We start from the raw sequence: 21,869 nt of genomic DNA, 5'->3' as shown, positions 1-21,869 counted from the left end.
GATCTTGTGTGATACAATCCGCGCAGTTTTTGTAATGAAAAGAATAGGAAACGCTTTGACTTCGTCACAGCCCCCAAAAAAGAATCCCGCTGAAGAGCAAGCGACACCGTCAAATGGTGTGCAAAAGGCGACAGCGAAACAAGATAAAGCACCTCAGGCTCAAGTGAATAGCGCGGCGTCTCTACGCAAAGCGTTAAGCCAGTGCATGATGCGTGACCGCTTCCGTTTAAGTAAACGCATTTCTGGTGCGAGCAAAATTAAGAAAGATGCAGCACGTAATGCTGTGTTTGATGAAATTGCACTCGACATTGCCAAATCAATGATGGTTGCTGAGCAACGTGGCAGCTACAAGCCAACGATTGAATATCCAGAAATTCTGCCCGTCAGCCAAAAGCGTGACGACATCGCTAAAGCGATCGAAGAAAACCAAGTGGTTATCGTCGCGGGTGAAACCGGTTCAGGTAAAACCACTCAGTTGCCAAAGATCTGTGCAGAACTTGGTCGTGGCAAATTCGGTTTGATTGGTCATACTCAGCCTCGTCGTCTTGCGGCGCGCTCGGTTGCGAACCGTATTGCTGAAGAGATGGAAACCAAGCTTGGTGAATTTGTTGGTTACAAGGTTCGATTCAACGATCAGATCTCTGAAAATACCCAAATCAAATTGATGACGGACGGTATCTTGCTGGCTGAAATTCAGCATGACCGTTTCTTGAATCAATACGACACCATTATTATCGATGAAGCGCACGAGCGCAGCCTTAACATCGATTTCATCTTGGGTTACTTGAAAGAGTTGCTACCACGTCGTCCTGATTTGAAAGTGATCATCACGTCGGCAACCATCGACCCAGAGCGCTTCTCAAAACACTTCAACAATGCACCAATTATTGAAGTGTCAGGGCGTACTTACCCAGTAGAAACCCGTTACCGCCCACTAAGCGGTGATGACGACAATGATCGTGACCAACTTGAAGGCATCTTCGAAGCGGTCGACGAATTGTGCGATGAAGGTTTAGGTGACATCCTGATCTTCATGAACGGTGAGCGTGAAATTCGTGATACCGCAGATGCACTGTCTAAACGCAATCTGAAGAGCACCGAAATTGTGCCGCTTTACGCGCGTTTGTCGGCGGGCGAGCAGAACAAGATTTTCCAACCTCATACTGGTCGCCGAATTGTACTGGCAACCAACGTGGCAGAAACCTCGCTAACCGTTCCGGGCATCAAGTATGTTATCGACCCGGGCACGGCGCGCATTAGCCGCTACAGTTACCGAACTAAGGTTCAGCGTCTTCCAATTGAGCCGGTTTCTCAGGCGAGTGCGAACCAACGTAAAGGTCGTTGTGGTCGTGTGGAAGATGGTATCTGTATCCGTCTGTACTCAGAGGAAGATTTTGAGTCGCGCCCAGAGTTTACCGATCCCGAGATCCTGCGTACCAACCTAGCATCGGTTATCTTACAGATGACCGCACTTGGCTTGGGCGACATTCAAGCCTTCCCATTTGTGGAAGCGCCGGACAAACGTAACATCCAAGATGGTGTTCGTTTGCTGGAAGAGCTTGGCGCGATTAATTCTGAGGTAAAAGACCCGAAAAAACGCCTGACTTCCATTGGTCGCCAATTAGCGCGTTTGCCAATCGATCCACGCTTGGCGCGTATGGTTTTGGAAGCGCCAAAATATGGTGCGCTTAAAGAAGTGATGATCATTGCAGCGGCCTTGTCGATTCAAGATCCACGCGAGCGTCCTTCAGACAAACAACAATCATCAGATGACAAGCACCGTCGTTTCTTCCATGAAGAGTCGGACTTCCTGACGTTTGTAAATTTGTGGGAATACATCCAAAAGCAGCAAAAAGCCTTGTCTAGCAACCAGTTCCGCAAGCAATGTAAGCAAGACTATTTGAACTACTTGCGCGTGCGTGAGTGGCAAGATGTGTACTTCCAAATTCACCAGTCGATGCGTGAAATGGAATTCAAACTGAACGATGAGCCTGCGTCTTACCATGGCGTACACAGTGCGATCTTGGTTGGTTTGTTGTCGCACATCGGTATGAAAGACCAAGAAAAGAATGAATATCAAGGCGCGCGCAACGCTCGTTTCCATATCTTCCCTGCATCGGGTCTATTTAAGAAACAACCTAAGTGGATAATGTCAGCCGAGTTGGTGGAAACCTCGAAACTTTGGGGCCGTATCATTGCCAAGATTCAGCCGGAATGGATTGAGCCATTAGCCAAACACCTTATCAAGCGCAGTTACAGCGAACCGCATTGGTCGAAGAAACGTGCGGCGGTGATGGCGCACGAAAAAGTCATGCTTTACGGCGTGCCAATCGTACCGAAACGTTTGGTGAACTACGGCAGTATCGATTCGACCGTTAGCCGAGAAATCTTTATTCGTAGTGCGCTGGTGGAAGGCGAGTGGGAAACCAAACACGCGTTCTTTAAGCAAAACCGTAAGCTTCTGCAAGAAGTGGAAGAGCTTGAACACAAATCTCGTCGTCGTGACATCTTGGTGGATGATGATGAGCTGTTTGATTTCTATGACCAACGTGTTGGTACCGAAGTGGTGTCTGGTAAACATTTCGATACGTGGTGGAAAAAAGCATCGAAAGAAGATCCTGAACTGCTGAACTTTGAAAAAGAGATGCTGTTCAAGGGCGACGCTAGTCATGTCACCGACTTGGATTACCCGAACTTCTGGCATCAAAATGGTTTGAAGCTCAAGTTGAGTTACCAATTTGAACCAGGCGATGATAGTGACGGTGTCACAGTGCATTTGCCGTTGCCGATTTTAAACCAAGTTGAACCAGCGGGCTTTGACTGGCAGATCCCGGGTTTGCGTCATGAGCTTATTGTTAGTTTGATTAAATCGCTGCCGAAGACGATTCGTAAGAACTTTGTACCTGCGCCGAACTATGCCGATGCATTCTTAGCACGCGTAACACCAATGGAAGCGCCGCTGCTAGACTCGCTAGAAAAAGAACTGCGCCGCATGACGGGTGTAGAAGTGTTGCGTGAAGACTGGAACTTGGAACAGGTGCCTGAACACTTGAAAGTCACGTTCCGAGCGGTTGATCATCGAAATCGCAAACTGAAGGAACATAAAGACCTTCACGAATTGAAAGAGAGCTTGAAAGACAAAGTTCAAGAAACGCTTTCCAAAGTGGCAGATGACGATATTGAACAGCAAGGTCTGCATACGTGGAGCTTCGGTGAATTGCCGAAAGTGTATCAACAAAAACGTGGTGGCTACGATGTAAAAGCCTATCCAGCACTTGTTGATAGCAAAGACAGCGTTGAAATCAAACTCTACGAAACGGAGTACGAGCAGATAACGGCAATGCGTGCTGGTCAGCGTCGTTTGATTTTGTTGAATGTGCCGTCTCCAATTAAATATTTGCACGCTAACTTACCGAACAAATCGAAGTTGGGTTTGTATTTTAACCCTTACGGCAAAGTGCTTGATCTGATTGATGACTGTATCGCCTGTGGTGTCGATAAGCTTATTGAAGAGCAGGGTGGCTTAGTTTGGGAACCAGAGAAGTTCGAAGCGTTGAAAGAACACGTTCGTGCTGAACTGGGTGATACCGTCGTAGAGATCGCGAAACAGGTTGAGACTATTCTGACAACGGCGTTCAGCATCAATAAGAAGCTAAAAGGCAAAATCGACTTCACAATGGCGTTTGCTCTGTCGGATATCAAAGCACAAATTGAAGGCTTGATCTTCAAAGGTTTTGCGACGGAATGTGGCTGGAAACGCTTGCCGGATATTCTTCGCTACATGCGTGCGATAGAGCGTCGTATGGAGAAGTTGCCAATCGATCCAAACAAAGATCGTTTACATATGCTGAAGATTGAATCTGTGACTCAAGACTATAAGGAGTTGCTGAACAAGATCCCGAAAGGCGTGGCCATTCCTGAAAACGTAAAAGAAGTGCGTTGGATGATTGAAGAGCTTCGAGTGAGTTACTTTGCTCAACAATTAGGCACTCCTTATCCTGTTTCTGATAAACGAGTCAAAAACGCGATTGATGCTTGCTAATCAACCAGTAAAATAGCGTCAGATTTGTAATTATCGCGTATGAGGTTACTGGTACACTAATTGCTAGTAACTCAATAAGCGTAAATTTTTAGTTCTGGGAGGCAATGGTTCGCCTCCCTTTATTTGTAGTACCAACGACTGAGTTATGCAGACGTGGGAATAATAAAGAGTAAAGGTAGATGATGAAAAAAACTCTATTAGCAGTGGCGCTACTTGGCGCATCTTCTGCGGCAATGGCAGATTCTTGGATTTACGGTGGTGCAACAGTAGGTCAGTCTGACTACAAAGGTGAGACGGATACATCATACTCTGTTCACGTTGGTACAGGCATTCTACCTATCATTGGTATTGAAGCTGGTGTAACGCAACACGGTGAATTTAACGTAAATGGTCAAGACACTAAGCTAACGTCTTACTACGCAGCACTTAAGCCAAGCATCGACTTTGGTCCACTGCATGTGTATGCAAAAGGTGGTTTCCACCAGTGGGACAAAGAAGTGAAAGGCGGTAAAGACGATGACGATTTGGATCTAATGTACGGTGTAGGTGCTGAGTACTTCATTTTTGGTCCGATGTCTGTTGGTGCTAGCTACATGAACTACACGGCGGGTAAAGACGATATCGGCACGTTCTCTGTTAACGCAACACTGCATTTCCTATAAGCGTCTAGCTTTCTAACATCCATATGAAAAACACCGACTTTATGTCGGTGTTTTTTTGTCTGGAAGTTACAAAACAAAAGTAGAACATAAATTATTCACTTTTGGATCTTAAAATGCTCATGCTTTCCAATATATAGTGGCGATTAAATGCGCATATTTGCGTAATGTTTCGCTTAGGAATCGCTCAGGAAGGGATAGTATGAAAAAAACACTCTCGTTATTAGCTCTAACGTTGTGCTCAACATCAGCAATGGCTGACTCATGGATTTACGCTGGCGGTCAAATTGGTCAATCTGATATTGATAGCGAAAACGATACAACCTACGGTATTCATGTAGGTACTGGTATTTTGCCATTCATTGGCATTGAAGCAGGTTACTTTAATCACGGCAAGGTGGATTTATCACTGAGTGGCAGCAGGGGTAGTGCTGATTTTGATTCATTCTATTTAGCAGCGAAACCAAGCATCGACTTTGGGCCGCTTCATGTCTATGCCAAAGGTGGCATCAATGCATTCAATGTTGATTATGACGGCGGACTGAGAAATCTAGATAAAGATGATGGTGTCTCCTACATGTATGGTGTCGGTGCCGAATACTTCTTGCTCGATAATGTTTCTATTGGGGCAAGCTATCAAGCGTTTGGCGTGGATATTGACAGCGATAGTGACACCGTGAGCAGTGTGACGGGGAATATTACCTTCCATTTCCTATAATAATCAGTCTCTATGAAAACTTTACTGACTTGGTTTCATCGCTATCTTTGAAACCAAGTCAGTGTTACTTATCTCAATTTACGCGCCCATCAATGATAAAGCCACAGAGCGCAAGTATTTCCAGTGCTTTTCGAACGATCAAATTACGATAAAATCAATCGTTAGACCTCATAATTTTTGTGTTGATATTACTTTGTTCTCATCTGCCTTTAACTGAGCCAAAAATGCAATAAATGGCGATTTTTTGCAAAAATATGTGATTGCTGCTAAACTTCGCCCCGCTTTAAAACTTTAGAGTTCAAATTAATGGAGGGCGGTATTGGAGTTCTTCTCACCTGAGGGGCGTTTCAAATTCACGTTAAATTTGTATTTATGGATAATGCATTTAAAAAATATAGTATCGACACAACAGACTATCAGGTTGGACAGGACAACGTTCAAAAGTGGGGATTCGACATACATAACCCCGTTTTTGGCATCAGTGCGGGTCTCGTTGTTTTCTGTCTAATTTCACTTCTTCTTGTTGAGCCAACCACTGCTCGTGATGTATTAAACGGTCTGAAAAACGGAATTATCGAACAGTTTGATGCGTTCTTTATGTGGTCGACAAACTTCTTCTTATTATTCGCTGTTGCTCTTCTTTTTTCTCCGCTGGGTAAAATCCGCTTAGGTGGCAAAGAAGCAACGCCGGATCACTCAACCGTTTCTTGGTTGTCGATGCTCTTTGCAGCTGGTATGGGTATTGGCCTTCTGTTCTGGAGTGTGGCGGAGCCGACCGCGTACTTCACTGATTGGTGGGGAATGCCACTGAACGCAGTGCCATACACCGAAGAAGCGAAATCTCTCGCAATGGGTGCCACCATGTTCCACTGGGGTGTGCATGGCTGGAGTATTTACGCACTCGTTGCACTAGCACTTGCGTTTTTTGCTTTTAACAAGGGTTTACCGCTTTCATTGCGCGCGGCGTTTTATCCAATTTTTGGTGACCGAGCATGGGGTTGGCTAGGACATGTTATCGACATTCTTGCCGTTTTATCCACGCTGTTTGGTCTTGCAACGTCGCTGGGTCTCGGTGCTCAGCAGGCGACCAGTGGTATTAACCATGTCTTTGGTCTAGAAGGCGGCATTGGTACACAAATGATTGTGATCACCTTTGTTACCTTTATCGCGGTGCTGTCAGTAATTCGTGGTATTGATGGTGGTGTTAAGCTACTGAGTAACGTCAATATGGTGGTTGCGTTTGCCCTGCTTATTTTTATTACCTTTATCACGTTTGATACGGCGTGGGGTTCGCTACGCGACACAACAATGGCTTACATTGAAAATATTATTCCGTTGAGCAACCCCCACGGTCGTGAAGATGAAACTTGGATGCACGGCTGGACGGTATTCTACTGGGCTTGGTGGGTATCTTGGTCACCGTTTGTTGGTATGTTTATCGCGCGTGTGTCTAAAGGTCGTACGGTTCGAGAATTCCTGTTCGCAGTGATCGTTATTCCTACTGTCGTTACCTTGATTTGGATGTCTGTATTCGGTGGTATCGCGCTTGACCAAGTGGTGAATAAAGTGGGGGAGCTAGGTGCAAATGGTCTAACTGATATTTCACTGACTCTGTTCCATGTTTACGATGCGCTACCGTATAGCTCAGTGATTTCAATGCTTTCTATCGTGCTGATTCTGGTGTTCTTTATTACATCATCAGACTCTGGCTCACTGGTTATCGATAGTATCACTGCGGGCGGTAAGATTGATGCACCAATTCCACAGCGTATTTTCTGGGCTTGTATTGAAGGTGCAATTGCAGCCGTTATGCTTTGGGTTGGTGGCAAAGAAGCCTTGCAAGCATTGCAGTCAGGCGTGGTTGCAACAGGATTACCGTTTACCTTTGTTCTGTTGTTGATGTGTGTAAGCTTGGTTAAAGGGTTAAGAACCGAACTGTCAGCTTACAAATAAACACTATCCACTATTGAATTTAAATGCCGAGCCTAATGCGCTCGGCATTTTTTATTTCTACTTTTCTTTTTCAATAATTCCGTTACAGTTTGGGATTATTCCCACCTCATTTAACAGCATTATGTCACTGGCTAAACTCATTCTTATTCGTGGACTTCCAGGTTCAGGTAAAACAACCTTAGCAAAGCAATTGGCGATAGAGCTTGGTGCTAAGCATTTTGAAGCTGACATGTATTTTGAAAATGATGAAGGTGATTATCACTTTAATCCAACTGAGTTACCCCAAGCGCATGAATGGTGTTTTCAGCAAACTCGAAAGTGGTTGAACAAAGGGAAAGTCGTGATTGTGAGTAATACGTTTGTTCGGCACTGGGAGATGAAGCGTTACTTGGACTATTGCGTGAAGAAGAGCATTGAGGTGGAAGTTAAGGTGTGTCGCGGAGCGTATCAAAGCATTCATGATGTGCCACCAGCGACCATCGAAAAGATGCGACGCCAGTGGCAAGAGTGATCGTTACCAGAACCAGGGGTTACTGACCTCGTCCGTCAATCATCACAACGAATGTTTTACTCATGATTGAAAGGTCCATTGAAATCCAAGAGTAGAACGAACCCAAGCTGAGTGCGTAACTGTGGTCAAAACCAACTTTACGTCGTACATCTTCAATACAAGCATCATAGCCTTGGTTAACTTGCGCTAGGCCTGTAATTCCTGGTAATACGCCATATGTGCGTTCTACAAAATAAGGGATTTCATCTTCCAACTTTTGGTAGAAAGCAGGGCGCTCTGGACGTGGCCCGATCATAGACATTTCACCTCTCAACACATTAAACAGCTGTGGTAACTCATCTAAACGCGTCTTACGTAAAAAACGTCCTACTGGTGTGATTCGAGGATCATTCTCGGTTGCCCAAACTGCACCGGAGCGTTGCTCCGCATCAATATACATGGTGCGAAACTTCATGATCTGAAAAAGATCCATTTTTTCTGGTGTACAGCGCCCAACACGTAGTTGACGATAGATCACTGGGCCTTTCGATGTGATTTTTATAGCTAGCGCGATAAATGGGAATAGTGGTGCAGTGACGAGCAAAATAAACATTGCAACCAGTACATCAAACGTTCTTTTCGCGTGGCATACATTTGAATCGTAGCGTGAGTTTTTCATGATGCTTTCCTTATTGGTTGACGCGTTTCCAACGTCCATTTTCCATTCCTAGCAAATACTTCATACCGCCGATGAAATTGGCGAGATGACCAATGACGATGTAGCTAATCAGTTTAAAAGGTTTGACTGTGTTAAGTGCAGGCACCAAGTAAGTGACAAGTGCGATACCATAAACACAGGCTTGAGCGAGCAGCATTACTTGAAAAAGCGGGTTGTGTGCCAGTAGTAGTGAACAAACCAAGCAAACAATCATCAAATAGGGTGTTGCTAAGCGCAGAACCTTTCCCGATAGAAATGCAAAGGCAGTGCCACGATAGCGAGGTAGCAGTAATTTCTTTAATTGCATGAGCTGCTGCATGTTACCCGCTGAAATTCTTAGGCGTCGCTTGAAGTCTGCGTCGTCTGAGCTTTGTTCGAGTTCAAGAGCTAGCATGTTAGGTTCGTAGATAGCGTTATAGCCTCGCAAAACGATTCTCATAGGGAGAATAAAATCGTCATTGATGGTGCTGACTTCAAGTGGTTCAAATAGGTGGGTTCTGAATGTATAAAACGCACCGTGAGAACCAATCGTTGAACCCAGCAAGGATTCTTGGTGCTTCACTCGAGACTGGTATTGCCAGTACGCTGCTTCACCTTGGTTATCGGTACTCATTATTTGATATGTCGCGTTAACCACTCCAACCTTCTCATTTTGATAATGCTGACTAGCTAGCAACAGAGAATCGCAAGAAATCAATGCCGATGTATCACTCAGTGCGGTAATGTCCGAGCTAACATGACGCATTTCTTCGTTGAGTAGGGCAACTTTACCGCGATTGACTTGGTGGTCATTAATGATGAACAGTGTATCGGAGCAGATTGCTTCTTGAATCGTCGCTTGAGCAATCTCGGCTGTGTTATCTGTGCAGCCATCACATGCGATCACCACTTTCAATTTATCTCTTGGGTAATCTAAGCTCGCAAGGTTGCGGATCTTTTCTGCTATCCATTGTTCTTCATTGTAGGCGGGCACGATGACAGTAATAGATGGTAACTGACTGTCTGTTTGAGAGGCTTTGTAAGCTCGCTCTACAAATGGTGCTGTGGTTTTTTGCTGTTTTAAAGGAAGCCATTTAAGTAGCAATGGATAACCAACATGATGATAGACAATCAAAAATGCGGATAAACCAAAACCTGTAATCCAAAGTAAATCATTCATAGCTAGCCTCCTTGGCCAAACGTGAGTAGCGACTCACCATGTCTCTGATATCAAAATGTTTGAGAATAAAAGTTCGAGGAGAACCATGGGTTGATTTCAATTGCAGCGACAAAGCTTCCGCCAAAGAGAACACTCGGTTGGCTTCAACCAATGTGCTGTTAATCGGGCAGAGCGTCTCTTTCACGCCACCCACATCGGTTGCGACACAAGGAATGTCACATGCTTGAGCTTCTAGTGTTGAGAGGGGGAAGCCCTCTTGAAGCGACGGCAAACAAAATAAATCGAGGCTTTGGTAAAAGCTGGGCATATCATCGACCAAGCCTAAAAAGGTAACGCGATCCTCAAGTTTTAACGTTCTAACTTGTGCTTCCAATTGAGCTCTCTGAGAACCATCTCCAGCAATGGCTAGGTGTGTGTTTGGCGTAAGATGAGAGAAGGCTTCGATAAGCACTTTATGGCCTTTAACTGCTTCTAAACGTCCAGCTACTCCAATCACGGTTTTGTTGGCTGGAAGCCCAAACAAGTTTCTCTTGGTTGCTTGATTACCGCTTTGAAATTTCTGGCAATCGATTCCATTGTGAATGGTGCAGACTTTGCGGTAATTCAGTTTTGTCTGGATTTGTTCGGCGACAAAGTTCGCATCGGCAACCACATGTGGACGAATCATTTTTAGCAGTAGGGACTGCAGTCGAGCTGACTTTCTGTTATTCAGATGCCAGGCGTCGTGCTCAGTATGGATAATTACTGGCACCTGCGCTAAGCGTGCCGCAATCCCACCATATAAGAGTGGTCCGATATGGTGAGTGTGGACCACATCAGGCTTAAGTCCTTTGAGCATGGAAGTCAGCGTACTGATGGTTGTCCCGCTGAATCCAGGTTTCTTATTGAGAAAGTGCAGTTGGCCTTGGTAGGCCGAGAGTTTTGACCAGCATTGCAGTGCTTGCGCTTTGCTTCCCTCTAAACTTACGACAAACACGGAATGATTTGGTTGCGCAAAACGAAGCATCTCTAATACGAGCGTTTCCAAACCGCCAGGAGCTAAGTGCTGCACGACGTGTAATATCACTTTTTTATTGCGTTGAGTGCTATTTTGTTTTTGTCTGAATTCCATTCTCAAACCCTCGTTGAGTTCTTTGTTTATTTAGGAATTGCAGACTGCGTGCCAATAAATTAAGTGTTTAAAAACATGAGGTTAATGACAATGCATATGAAGGGCGATGTTTATTCTCAATTTGAGATTCATATTAGTGGAAACCTTACACGGAGTTAGAATAAGCACAAAAAGAAAAGCACTCGCTGAACGAGTGCTTGTAATGGAGTGTTAACGGCTGTTAGCTTCCGTATACCACTTTAGGTAGAGTGGTGATCACAGGAACGCCAAGATGCTTTTCTAATGCTCTTTTAGAGCGGATAGAGTTATCTGCTAACTCAAGTATCGTCGCTAATCCAATGCCCAAACCCGCGCCACCGATAAACCCTAAAATAACAAACACAAAACTAGGTAAGTTAGACGGAATGGTTGGTGTGAAAGGTTCATCAATGATTTTCACGCGTTTATTCTCTTCAAATACGCCAAGTGAACCAGTTAATTGAGCCATTTCATAACGCTCCACAAGGTCATCATACATTTCTCTTTTTACCGCGACATCACGAGCTAGGCGGTTGATTTCTGTTGCTGTGCTACCAAATCGATGCGCATTACTTTCTAACTCTTGAATCATTGTTCGTAAGCTATTGGTTTCTTCTGTGAGGGCTTCAAAGCGTCCGCGCATAATTTGCAGTTGGTGAAGCTGAGAGACCAGAAGAGGCTGAGCTTCTCCAAGACTGTTTACGGTGGTATTGCTTGCGATATCCCAAAGTTGGGCGCTGTTTAATTCCGGTTGTTTAGAGTTCAATAGTACTGAGCGCTCTTGCTCCAAGCGGTTTAACTCTCGTAGCTTGCCTTGAACCATGCTATGCGCCTCAGTGTACTTGGCGCGAAGCAAAGTGAGCTCACTACGAATGTCGATGATTTGTTCTTCAAGCTTACCGATAACCGGGTTGGTTTTAGAAAGTTGTTGGTCCAAACTACCTAGGCTTCGGGTAACACCAGCAAGCTCCGCTTCTTTTTCTGCCAAGGTTTGTTTAAGGCTTGCCAGACGAGTCAGGCTTTGTGCTTGCATTTCAGGCGTCGCGTGAGAGTAAGTATTCTTGTATTCCGCGAACGCTTGCTCTGCTTTATCCAGCTCTTCTCTGCGTTTATTAATATGGATGGTTAAAAAGTGACTTGAATCTTTAATTGAAGATCGTTCAGGAGCTAAAAGCTGTTCGACAAAATGTTCGCTGACGGAGAGTAACATCGACTCCATGCCATTCGGTTTGCCACTTCGTAATTGGATTTGAATGAAGTCCTTACCAAGCTGCTGAACAGACAAACGCGACGCGAGATCTTTAATGATGAACTCTTGCTCTTTGGCACTCATTTCGTCACTAATCAGCGCTTGTTCTTTTGCAACTGAGTACAAAACATGTCGGCTTTTTAGCAAGGTACTGAGTGCGCTCAATCGATCTTTCAGCATGGTTGAGACGGCAAGATCTTGAAGGAATGGGTTCATTTTCGCTGTCTCTTGGATAAGCATACTGGTATGAGCGACATAAGTCGTCGGAACCAGTTTACTTACGATGAAACCCAGCACAGGCAATACAAGCATAGGAATAACGATCATGTAGCGACGTCTCCAAGCTCCATGTAACAGTACACTGAGGTTTTCTCTTAAATCGTTCATAGCGCCCTCACTAATTTATCAACTTGGTTGGCTCTTGCTTCCCAGCTTTGCTGTTGAACAAATGACTTTGAATCTGTCGGTGGCGGTAGGAGGTGATCGAGACTGGCACGCACGTCTTCGACATCTTGAACCACATGGAGCATATGTTTGTAGGGCATTAATGCGGGAAAGGGTGTGCTGATAACAGGGGTTCCTGTTGCCAAGTACTCAAGAAGTTTAAGCGGATTACATGCCTTGATTTGAGCGTTATCAACAAAGGGCAACCAACTGGCATCCCAGTGTTGAGAGTAACGTGGCAGAGTGTGATGCGCTCTCGGGCCCAGGTAGTATATGTTGCTTCTTTGTGGAAGTGGATTATCACTGAACTCGTTGGGGCCGATGAACACGAGATCCCAGTCAGGCGCTTGGTCTGCGACTTGGGCAATTAAGTCGTAGTCTAACCATTCAGACAAACTGCCATAAAAGCCCAGCACTTTGCGACCATTATTAGGAAAATCTTCAGCCTTAGGTGCTGGCTCAGAAAATAGACTAAAGTCGACACCGTGAGGCAAAGTGACGGTTTTACCAGATGGAAATTGAGTGGCGAGTTTGTCACTTGCTGTATAAATCACATCAGCCGTGTTAACCAGTGTACGTTCATGCTTGGCAACCGTGTCGTGGTCAACACCAGCTAAAGCGCTAAAGTCATCGCCACAATAGTAAATTAGCCCACGTGAATTCATTTCCGCACAAACATCTGCGGCCGTCGGGAGAGATGTCCAAAATATAGGCTTATCAAAACCAAGAGCGTGTAACTGTTTATTGAGCTGGTATTTCATAATCTTAGCCGCTACTTTTCTTGCCAGCGCAGAACTTGGAGCAGGAATAGTGAGTAGGTTAATGGTGTGAATATTTGGGTTTATTTCAGACTCTAACGTTGGCTTATGCGATCCAGCGTTATTAAACACACGAGTGAGCTTGTTTAACGCACGTTGCATGTCTTTAGCGGTCAGCCTAGGTTGACGCAGACCGATTGAGTTAACCCAAAGGATGCGGTGGCTCGTTGCTAGTCGTTTGACAATGTGTTGAGTGGAGGAGGGTAGCCCGCCAAAATCTTCTCCAAATACTACGATGTCTGTCATGTAGCTCTCCTTGAGTCTTCGTTATTTGATTACTAATCAAGAGAGTAATCACAATACGTGCCAAGGATTTATTTGTTATAAAACAAGTAATTAGACTTTCTATTGGTATTTGAAATTAGGGTTTCTCATTTTGACAATCACTTTGAACGATTCGGCTAACGACAACCGTTAATGCTGCCAGAATGTAAATTGGCCAAGTGAAACCTTGAGTGAGGAAAGTACCTGATACGATGGTCCCGATAAGCCCACTTAAGACTGCGTTTGCTCCAACAGAGAGGGTGTAATCCGATGTTGGCGTCAGTAGTGAAATAGAATGCAAAGAGGTTCGAATCAATGACACAATCAATGTAATGAACACGGCGAGTCCAACAAACCCCGTTTCTGCTAATACGCCAAACCAAGTACTGTGTACGGCGTGATTGATACCATCCCAGTGAGGGCTATAGAAATAGTAATTGAAGTAGAAATTATCAAGCCCAACCCCAGTTAACGGATGGTGGAGAGCCATTTTAAATGCGGCTTCCCACGCGTAAAGTCGCCCCATCGCAGAGGCATCTATACCATCCTCGGCTGCGCCACCCGATTCTCGCCCTGAGATACCAGCAAATGCGTAGAGTACGATGGCTGCGACGGCGCCTAGTACTAAGACTAACGTTTTGCTTTTGATATGCTTAAAGGCAAAGTACGCAAATACCGATAGAGAGCCTAACAAGCCCCCGCGGCTTTGTGTCTCAATAATCGCAAAAAACAATACCAAACAGGTAACAAGTGCGAAGAGTCGGAGATGCTTAGGTGAACGTTTCTCCATCAACTGACTAACGGTAAAGGCGAGGGGAAACATTAATACCAGCGCCAAGTCGTTCGGATCGCCGAGTACTGAACCTATTGAGCGTCCAATCGATACGCGCGTGCCTTCGACTAAATCAATGCCATTCGCTGCGTTTTGTAATGCGACTAAACCAATCAACAATCCGGCGAAAATTATTGCTTTCGACATTTGTGCTAACTGAGCAGGCTTGGTAATAAGCCAGGTGATCGCCAATGTCATAATGATGATTTTCCAATAGGTATTTTTGAAAACTGTAATGGCAATGTCACGACTGGATGCGAAGACGATGCCGATGATCACCAGCCCCCAAAATATGCACAGCCATTTTAATGAAGGGTGCCAAAAAGCCGTAAGCTGGCGACTTATCAAAAGGTGGAAAGCAAGTGCGGCCAGTGCCCCTAGTGATAGTAGCAATGGGATCTTAAAGTTATAGATAACGGGAAACGCTTCATGAATACGGAAGAATGAAAAAATAACGAACAGCGTGACAAGCCAAAACGTTTGGTTGAGAACGAACAGTAAAGCCAGCGGGGCGAAACATAGTGCGACAATCAAAATAGGGTGAGGCATAACAATCCAAAGCAGGCCGATACAGACGGTAATCGTCAGCGCTGCGATGGACTGCTTTCTTCTCACCTTGGTTTCAGTCATAACGAGTATCTCTTCACCTGTCCACGCCACTTCACCATGTATCGAGTGAGCGCATTTAGCGTCTCTTTACTCATATAGCGAGTAGCTATCCCTGCCAGCAAAGTGCATGTCAAAATGCAAATTGCGATGGCGATGCCTATTGATTGTGAAGAGTGAAGCAGGAACAGTGCCACACCGGAGATAATCTGCAATAAAACCATCAGACTTAGGTGAAAAGGCAACGGCATGCATTGTTGACCTACCACATAAGTAAGGCCAAGCTTACACAGTTGAGCGTAATAAAGCGCAATGAAAACTCCATAGATACCCAGGGACGATAGGCCAAACAGCAAAGCAATTGCAACGCATGCTGAGACGACATTAATACCCAGTAACCAGCGAGTACGACGCTTGTACAAAATGGAAATATTAATGAGCTCGCTCCACTCTTTTAGCATAGCGATAGGCAGTAAAAACAAGCTGAACAGTACCGCCTCATGATAGGTTTCTGGTAACAGGTAAGTGATCATCACCATTGCTAATGTGCCGACTGAAACACTTAACCCTGTAATGTAAATCATGCCTAGATGAGTGATGCGCACAGCTTCTGTACTCTTACGACCTTCTAGGTAATTAAATCGACGTGGCATCCACCACATGCCAAATGGCTGAACTAAAATACACATGCCAACCGCAAATTTTACGGCTATCGCGTAAATCCCTAAGGTCGCAAGTGAGGCGTTCGCGCCGATGAACCAGCGTTCAGCGCCATTGAGACAAAACGCAACCAATCCAGCCATCATCATTGGCAGACAGTAATTTAGGTATTGTTTCGCCACTGTCATACTTGGCAGAGTCATGCTGTAGCGGTTAATGATGTGCAGCCAGACAAACTGAGTAATAGCAGCCAACAAGCCACCCCATAAAACAGAAATAACATGTGGGTGAACAGACAGCGCCGTGATGATGAAAATGACCTGAAAAACAGTGGTAGTCACCATGACGTTAAGTAGGGTTCTTGCTTTGTCGTCCTGTGTTCTCAACCAAGCTGTGCCGATTGCGATACTGCCTTCTAGAACGATAGCAAACATAATAATAGCAAACTCGACTCGCGTAAAAGGCGCAGGAATAGGCGCGAGCATAATGATAGCGAGTAGGCATAAAGCCACGATGCCAGCGATGAACAAAGCAAGTGAGTACAGCTGGTTTAGTAGGCTTGTGCGCGTATTTTTATCCTTTTCAACCCCGACGAATCGATACAGCGCTTCATGCAAAGCGAAACTGACGAATAAGGTTGTGACAACGCCAAAGGTGGTAAGCAGTTCAAGCTTGCCCATTTGTTCTGGTGAGAGAAAGTGGGGCAATACAGGCAGCATGATTAAGCTGATGCTTTTGTTTATCACTAACGCGATAGCGAACAGCGACATATTGGTCATTGCTTTAGACATGGTCATATCCTTTGATGTATCGCGGTGTTTTGAGTTTACAATCGCCATTCGGTGCGGATTCTGCTGCAAGGTGCTGAGCGATTGGCAGATAACAACGTTCGGCCGTATAAAGTTGAGAAACGTTGAGAGCTTCGATACCCATTGTCACTTTCATCCATGGAGACTCATTCAAAAGGCGAATTGCGTTATGTAACGACGCCACATTGTTTGGTGTGTACTTGATGCAATTGCGGCCATGCGTCAATACGCGATCCCAGTAGCTATCATCATGTGGGATGACGATGCACATGCCTGCTGCGAGAGCTTCTAGAATGGATAATCCAAAAGGTTCGTTAACACTGGTGGAAACAAACACACCACACTGAGAGCGTAGGTCATCTAGGTTATCTGGGCATTCATGCCATTCAACACCTTTGGTGGTGAAATCTGGTGTTGAATATTCCACACCTGCCACATTTGGTTTGATGTAACACACGGTAGATTTGATCTCTTTTGTCTTATCAAGTGTTAAAGCATCAAGAAAAAGATCGATGTTCTTCCATTTTAGTAAGCTAGCTGCCCAGAAGACGCGGTTTGAAATCGGATTTGCTTGTTTTGGCCAGCGGTCTCTCGATAGTCCGTTAACAAACGTAGAAGCATTCAAACCACACCAATAGCGTTCAGTGGCTGGTTTCTCTGTTTTGAGGTAGACCTGTAAGGCCTCTAGCATCGATTCTCGGGTGTTTGCCAAGTAATAAATTGCGGATGCTTTTACCAAGCAGTAGCCGGAAGATCTTGAACGACCAATTGGACCATGAACCATTTGTACCACAGGCTTTTTGCTGATTAATCTTAGTAAGTACAAAGGCATATCATTACTTGGGCAAGATAGACCTAAAAAGCTATCTATCTTTGGTAGTTTCATGCACGCAAAAATCAGTTGGATAAAGTAATACGCGTTCATTAACCAGTAAGTGAGGCCATGAGTGGAGCTCAGTGGTGATGGTTTGATTTTGATAATCTGCACACGAGGCGTATCACTAAGCAGTGACTCCCAATGTTCTGGGTTCGTGGTCAGCAGATAACCAATTACGTTCAGTTTATCGCACTGTTTGAGGAGCTCTGCATTCGCAATCTTAGAACCACCTTGCATTGGGATGGCGTCGAACATTAATACACGTTTCATGACTGGGCTCCTCAATTGATACTCAACCAGCGTGAAAGAGGCTTCATGCAGTGAGTCATTGGCATTGGTGTAATACTGTTGTTCTCAAGCTCACCTTCATAAATACGTTCAATGGCGCTTATAGATGCTGCAGTCGTGAGGTTTTGGCTAGCATGAAGATAGGCGTTTTCAGCTAGCTTGTTTCTTAGAGCTACATCTTGCATGACTTGTTGGATAGCGTTTAATAAGCTTGCCATTCCGCGATTCTGGTACAGTAGTGCAGAGTGATTATGCTCGAACAACTCAGGAATGCCTCCCGTTTTAGGAGCCACGATAGGCAGTTGAGCTAAAGCCGCTTCCCCGAGCACGAGACCAAAGGCCTCTTCATAGGCGCCGCTAATAAAAGCGTCTGCATTCCCAGACATCCATGCACCTGCATTGCTTTTTTCCCCGACAAAGTGGACTCTGTCTTGGATACCAAGATCCGAAGCAAGTTGTTGCAATGTTTCTCTTTCCTCGCCATCGCCAACGATAACAAGATGAGGATTATCGTGATGGTAATTGTGCATGCGCACAGCGCGAATAAGGCGGTCGAATCCTTTTCTTTTAATCAACGAACCTACCGAGAGAAAGGTAAACGCTTGTGGAGGTATTCCGAGGTGAGCCTTGATATCAATGGGCGTATCAGAGTCCAGAAGCGATACACCGTTGTGCACAACATAAAGCTGGTCTTCTGGGTAACCGTCCTGAATAATTTCACGACCGACATCTTTACTAACGCAAATCAATTTTGGGGAGAGGTGTAACCCAAGAGAGAAGCGATCTCGCAATGTATAGTGACAATGAAGTTGGGTGACAAGTGGGATGTGATTCATGCGTGCAGCCAAGCACATCCATTGACAAGGACCACCGCTATTAACGTGTACCAAGTCGATATTGTGTTTTTCAATCAGTGCTGAGCCCTGTTTGATAAGGCTATTCCATCCGCTAATATCCCAGCGAGGTGCACTCCAGCCACCAACGAGATTGAAAACAGAATGTTCCGCTTCAATTCCGAGCGATTGACACTTATCGATTAGTGGCTGGCAGTTTGACCACACGAATGGCTCAAACTTATCACGGTCAATCCCTGAGATGAGATCCAGAAGTACCACTTCACTGCCGCGAATCCAGTTATCACCATAATGAACATATAGAATGCGTTTTGGAGTAGTCATAAGTCACCTCTGTCTCATCATTAACTTGTGTTAACTGCTGAGTTGCAACAGAGATGCCAAAATATGCCATTAGTTTATGTGTTTGAATATTATTAGATATTTGTGCTTGGCCTTAAGGGGATAAGCAATATTCTCATATTGAGAACCAATATGGCTTATTGCTCCGTTTCAATTTGATATTTTCGTAGCAATACAGGAATAACGCTTTGCGCCGAGAAATCATCAATAATGGTCTGCCGAGCGTTTTGACGAATGTGAGATTGCTGCGCTTCATCAAGAGACATCCAATGTTTAAGGCATTGAGCGAGAGATGGGACGTCATCGACAATAAAGCCATTTTCGCCAGTTTGGATAATATCGGGCAAGCGACCCACGCGTAGGCTCATCACGACTATTCCTCTAGCCATTGCTTCAAGCGCCGCCATAGGCAGGCCTTCATAGCGAGAAGAAATTACCAGCACGCCAATGTTTTTCCAAACGGTCTCCATTTCAGTTTGATGACCGAAAAATGTCACATTTGAAGGGGCAATGTGGGCGAGTGATTCTCTTTCGGGTCCATCACCGTAAACACTAAACTGCAGTGTTGGGCAGAGCTTAGCCACTTCGATAAATTGGTCGGCACCTTTTTCTTGGCTCAATCGGCCGACGAAGGCGATTTCTTGATAGTTGAGATTACAATCGGGAATCGAAACAAAGTTATTCAGCAGTTCCGAAGGGAAAATGACTTTGCGCTGAATGCTTGGGCTGACGGAAAAGCAGTGGTTAGAGAGGTAGCCTGAACTTCTATCAAGCCAATCATAGAGCCACATTTTGCCCGAGGATGATTCTCCTGCATGATAAGTTGAAATCAAGCGAGGAAATGTGCGCGTGAGTAGCTTGGCACAGCGCGCTAAGATTGACGCTTTGTAACCGTGGGAGTGAATGACCGATGGTTGGTGATTGGCGACCGCGCTTGTTAGGTGTTTGATCTTTAATGCCTTATGTGGCTCACCAGACAAATGGTTCAAGTAACTCACAGGGATGGTGGATTCTTCTGCTTTCTCTACAATCTGTGCTGGTGGCGAGTACTCAGTCGTTAAGACAACACGTGCTTTGTGCCCAAATGTCATTAATCCACGAGCAAGCTCTATGACGTGACTTTCGATACCGCCAAACAGGCGGCTATCAAGAAAAATCCAAATTTCACCAACGGCAAGTTTCTCAAGATTGTTCGAGATTAATTTCATCCGCTTCCCACGCTTGTTTTTTTCGGTAAACCGTAGATGGGCTTAGCTCCAGCATTACGGCGGCATTGAGTACGTTGCCATCACAGTATGCGATTGCGTTTTGAATCGCCTCACGCTCCACTTGCCACATAGGGCGAATGGTTCCATCAGAGTTAAAGTACGGCGAGGCAACCGCTGAGGATTGTATGTTAGGTTCCGGTGTCGGTATTGACGGTTCTCTAGCGGGGGCCGATTGTTCCTCAATATACACAGGTTGGGATGTTATTGTTGGAGGGGTTGCTGGCTCTTGAGTTACATGTGCGGGAGTGGATGTTCTCACCGTTTTAGACTTTCTAGTCAGTTGAGCGGGTAGGTGATTCACCGTGACTTTTTCGTCATTATTAAGCACCACAATGTTACGTATGATGTTTTGCAATTGCCTTACATTACCCGGCCATTCGTAGTGCTTGATGATATGTTGAGCTTCGCTGTCGATTGTTGAGAATTTCTTTTTGTCCTGTTTAGCATAAGTGGTCAAAAAGTGTTTGGCTAACGTGACGATGTCACTTCCTCGCTCGCGCAGAGGGGGCATATCGATAGGTATTACGTGTACACGGTAATACAAATCTTCACGAAAACGACCTTCTTCCACTTCTGTTAATGGATCTCGGTTGGTGGCACAAATGATTCGGACATCCACCTTCATCTCTCGAGTGCCGCCAAGCGGTGTGTAGGTTCCTGTTTGAAGAAAACGGAGCAACTTCTTTTGCATCTCAAGTTCCATTTCACACAGTTCATCGAGAAAAAGCGTACCACCGTGAGCCTGCGTCGCAGCACCTTTTCGGTCTGTTGTGGCTCCGGTAAATGCGCCTTTAACATGGCCAAAAATCTCACTTTCCATTAAATCTCGTGGGATAGCCCCGCAGTTTATAGCAATAAAAGGTTTGTCTTTACGATCGCTCTGACGGTGCACGGCTTCAGCACAGACTTCTTTACCTGTGCCGCTTTCACCCACAATAAAGACACTGGCAGATGTTGGAGCAACGGCATCAATGGTTTTATATACCGCCTGCATTGGGAGGCTTGAACCGATGAATCCGTGATAGTTATGGCGATCAAACTTGGACTGAATGTTTTCTACTAAATCTTCCAATTTGGCGCGTTTGAGGTGTAATGCAACAGAAGTTTTTAGGCGATCGGCGTTAATAGGTTTTTCTAAGAAATCTTCCGCACCTTTTTGAATTAGGTTAACGGCTAAGTCTACGCTGCCGTGCGCTGTAGCAATAATAACTGAGGTAGGAATGTCATTCTGGTTGATCCAATCCAACACGTCTTCACCAGACATATCGGGCAGTTTCAAATCGAGAATGATGAGCTGAGGTTTGCTTCTTTCAATAAATTGAATTGCTTCGCGACCTGTTTCGACATGAAAAATGTCATAAGGTTCGTCTTTGACATACTGCTTATAAAGTATGGCTAGTGAAGTAGAGTCTTCTACCAGTAACACCCTTGGTCTCATAGTCCTATCCCAACGTAGTTCGTTTCATTTTTATGATTTTTGTCAGCACTATTATTTGTATTTGGCGTGATGAGCGAGTTATATGGCTTAGTGCTCTCTAGTGCTGAATATTCTCAATTTGAGAAAAGCGTTATCTAAGTATTAGCACAAGGTGGGAAATTTGCGAAAAATCCATACTTTTTAATTGATTAAGTTAAATTGTAAATGTCTTAGATGATATCGGCATCGCACTTTAATAAGTGCGATGATTCA

At 44.9% G+C, this 21,869-nt stretch carries 16 protein-coding genes; 5 read left to right on the top strand and 11 right to left on the bottom strand.

Annotated elements, in window-relative coordinates; all coding sequences use genetic code 11:
* The first annotated feature begins 55 nt into the window (after positions 1 to 55).
* The 5 genes from hrpA to MSG33_RS09780 all read left to right on the top strand — a co-directional run bounded on the left by hrpA (position 56) and on the right by MSG33_RS09780 (position 7,883).
* Complete coding sequence (hrpA, locus tag MSG33_RS09800; RefSeq protein WP_248380852.1) at positions 56 to 4,042, top strand: ATP-dependent RNA helicase HrpA; 3,987 nt, start codon at positions 56 to 58, stop codon at positions 4,040 to 4,042.
* A 182-nt stretch (positions 4,043 to 4,224) separates the two neighbouring features.
* A complete protein-coding gene (locus tag MSG33_RS09795; RefSeq protein WP_005394221.1) occupies positions 4,225 to 4,704 on the top strand; it encodes an outer membrane beta-barrel protein in 480 nt (159 codons plus the stop codon).
* A 199-nt stretch (positions 4,705 to 4,903) separates the two neighbouring features.
* Positions 4,904 to 5,419 (top strand): outer membrane beta-barrel protein, encoded by a 516-nt coding sequence (locus tag MSG33_RS09790; protein ID WP_005394222.1) that lies wholly within the window; start codon positions 4,904 to 4,906, stop codon positions 5,417 to 5,419.
* A 372-nt stretch (positions 5,420 to 5,791) separates the two neighbouring features.
* On the top strand, positions 5,792 to 7,372 hold the full coding sequence (locus tag MSG33_RS09785) for a BCCT family transporter (protein ID WP_005394224.1): 1,581 nt from the start codon (positions 5,792 to 5,794) through the stop codon (positions 7,370 to 7,372).
* Positions 7,373 to 7,493: 121 nt separating this feature from the next.
* Complete coding sequence (locus MSG33_RS09780) at positions 7,494 to 7,883, top strand: ATP-binding protein (RefSeq protein ID WP_248380850.1); 390 nt, start codon at positions 7,494 to 7,496, stop codon at positions 7,881 to 7,883.
* A 19-nt stretch (positions 7,884 to 7,902) separates the two neighbouring features.
* On the opposite strand, the gene MSG33_RS09775 is transcribed toward MSG33_RS09780, so the two are convergent.
* The 11 genes from MSG33_RS09775 to MSG33_RS09725 form a co-directional block, all read right to left on the bottom strand.
* Entirely contained in the window at positions 7,903 to 8,541 is a 639-nt protein-coding gene (locus MSG33_RS09775; RefSeq protein WP_005394228.1) for a sugar transferase, read from the bottom strand.
* Between the two features lie 10 nt (positions 8,542 to 8,551).
* Positions 8,552 to 9,739, bottom strand: coding sequence for a glycosyltransferase family 2 protein (locus MSG33_RS09770; protein ID WP_046875243.1), 1,188 nt, complete (start codon positions 9,737 to 9,739; stop codon positions 8,552 to 8,554).
* On the bottom strand, positions 9,732 to 10,850 hold the full coding sequence (locus MSG33_RS09765; protein ID WP_248380849.1) for a glycosyltransferase: 1,119 nt from the start codon (positions 10,848 to 10,850) through the stop codon (positions 9,732 to 9,734). Before MSG33_RS09765 ends, MSG33_RS09770 begins: the two co-directional genes overlap by 8 nt.
* 220 nt (positions 10,851 to 11,070) lie before the next feature.
* A complete protein-coding gene (locus tag MSG33_RS09760) occupies positions 11,071 to 12,504 on the bottom strand; it encodes a chain-length determining protein (protein ID WP_006742947.1) in 1,434 nt (477 codons plus the stop codon).
* On the bottom strand, positions 12,501 to 13,625 hold the full coding sequence (locus tag MSG33_RS09755) for a glycosyltransferase (protein ID WP_248380847.1): 1,125 nt from the start codon (positions 13,623 to 13,625) through the stop codon (positions 12,501 to 12,503). The genes MSG33_RS09760 and MSG33_RS09755 overlap by 4 nt, the downstream gene beginning before the upstream one ends.
* Positions 13,626 to 13,740: 115 nt before the next feature.
* On the bottom strand, positions 13,741 to 15,105 hold the full coding sequence (locus MSG33_RS09750; protein WP_006742945.1) for an O-antigen ligase family protein: 1,365 nt from the start codon (positions 15,103 to 15,105) through the stop codon (positions 13,741 to 13,743).
* Positions 15,102 to 16,532 (bottom strand): lipopolysaccharide biosynthesis protein, encoded by a 1,431-nt coding sequence (locus MSG33_RS09745; protein WP_248380846.1) that lies wholly within the window; start codon positions 16,530 to 16,532, stop codon positions 15,102 to 15,104. Before MSG33_RS09745 ends, MSG33_RS09750 begins: the two co-directional genes overlap by 4 nt.
* Positions 16,525 to 17,697, bottom strand: a complete 1,173-nt coding sequence (locus tag MSG33_RS09740; RefSeq protein ID WP_047008757.1) for a glycosyltransferase family 4 protein — start codon at positions 17,695 to 17,697, stop codon at positions 16,525 to 16,527. Before MSG33_RS09740 ends, MSG33_RS09745 begins: the two co-directional genes overlap by 8 nt.
* An 11-nt stretch (positions 17,698 to 17,708) precedes the next feature.
* Positions 17,709 to 18,893, bottom strand: a complete 1,185-nt coding sequence (locus tag MSG33_RS09735; protein ID WP_248380845.1) for a glycosyltransferase — start codon at positions 18,891 to 18,893, stop codon at positions 17,709 to 17,711.
* 155 nt (positions 18,894 to 19,048) lie between these two features.
* The gene (locus MSG33_RS09730) at positions 19,049 to 20,119 is read right to left on the bottom strand and encodes a glycosyltransferase family 4 protein (RefSeq protein WP_248380838.1); all 1,071 of its coding nucleotides are present in this window, start codon (positions 20,117 to 20,119) and stop codon (positions 19,049 to 19,051) included.
* Positions 20,094 to 21,617, bottom strand: a complete 1,524-nt coding sequence (locus MSG33_RS09725; RefSeq protein ID WP_248380835.1) for a sigma-54 dependent transcriptional regulator — start codon at positions 21,615 to 21,617, stop codon at positions 20,094 to 20,096. The genes MSG33_RS09730 and MSG33_RS09725 overlap by 26 nt, the downstream gene beginning before the upstream one ends.
* Between the last annotated feature and the right edge of the window lie 252 nt (positions 21,618 to 21,869).

It is taken from the genome of Vibrio sp. 1CM7H, from assembly GCF_023161645.1.
GTDB classification, from domain to species: domain Bacteria; phylum Pseudomonadota; class Gammaproteobacteria; order Enterobacterales; family Vibrionaceae; genus Vibrio; species Vibrio diabolicus.
The sequence above is the reverse complement of the archived record's forward strand: the minus strand, read 5'-3'. Positions and strand labels throughout refer to the sequence as shown.

What these genes read in the sequence shown, in the direction of transcription:
- MSG33_RS09760 (WP_006742947.1), bottom strand. Translation starts at nt 12,504, where the DNA reads ATGAACGATTTAAGAGAAAACCTCAGTGTACTGTTACATGGAGCTTGG.
- MSG33_RS09780 (WP_248380850.1), top strand. Translation starts at nt 7,494, where the DNA reads ATGTCACTGGCTAAACTCATTCTTATTCGTGGACTTCCAGGTTCAGGT.
- MSG33_RS09730 (WP_248380838.1), bottom strand. Translation starts at nt 20,119, where the DNA reads ATGAAATTAATCTCGAACAATCTTGAGAAACTTGCCGTTGGTGAAATT.
- MSG33_RS09765 (WP_248380849.1), bottom strand. Translation starts at nt 10,850, where the DNA reads ATGGAATTCAGACAAAAACAAAATAGCACTCAACGCAATAAAAAAGTG.
- MSG33_RS09775 (WP_005394228.1), bottom strand. Translation starts at nt 8,541, where the DNA reads ATGAAAAACTCACGCTACGATTCAAATGTATGCCACGCGAAAAGAACG.
- MSG33_RS09750 (WP_006742945.1), bottom strand. Translation starts at nt 15,105, where the DNA reads ATGACTGAAACCAAGGTGAGAAGAAAGCAGTCCATCGCAGCGCTGACG.
- MSG33_RS09735 (WP_248380845.1), bottom strand. Translation starts at nt 18,893, where the DNA reads ATGACTACTCCAAAACGCATTCTATATGTTCATTATGGTGATAACTGG.
- MSG33_RS09795 (WP_005394221.1), top strand. Translation starts at nt 4,225, where the DNA reads ATGAAAAAAACTCTATTAGCAGTGGCGCTACTTGGCGCATCTTCTGCG.
- MSG33_RS09785 (WP_005394224.1), top strand. Translation starts at nt 5,792, where the DNA reads ATGGATAATGCATTTAAAAAATATAGTATCGACACAACAGACTATCAG.
- MSG33_RS09745 (WP_248380846.1), bottom strand. Translation starts at nt 16,532, where the DNA reads ATGTCTAAAGCAATGACCAATATGTCGCTGTTCGCTATCGCGTTAGTG.
- MSG33_RS09755 (WP_248380847.1), bottom strand. Translation starts at nt 13,625, where the DNA reads ATGACAGACATCGTAGTATTTGGAGAAGATTTTGGCGGGCTACCCTCC.
- MSG33_RS09725 (WP_248380835.1), bottom strand. Translation starts at nt 21,617, where the DNA reads ATGAGACCAAGGGTGTTACTGGTAGAAGACTCTACTTCACTAGCCATA.
- MSG33_RS09790 (WP_005394222.1), top strand. Translation starts at nt 4,904, where the DNA reads ATGAAAAAAACACTCTCGTTATTAGCTCTAACGTTGTGCTCAACATCA.
- MSG33_RS09770 (WP_046875243.1), bottom strand. Translation starts at nt 9,739, where the DNA reads ATGAATGATTTACTTTGGATTACAGGTTTTGGTTTATCCGCATTTTTG.
- MSG33_RS09740 (WP_047008757.1), bottom strand. Translation starts at nt 17,697, where the DNA reads ATGAAACGTGTATTAATGTTCGACGCCATCCCAATGCAAGGTGGTTCT.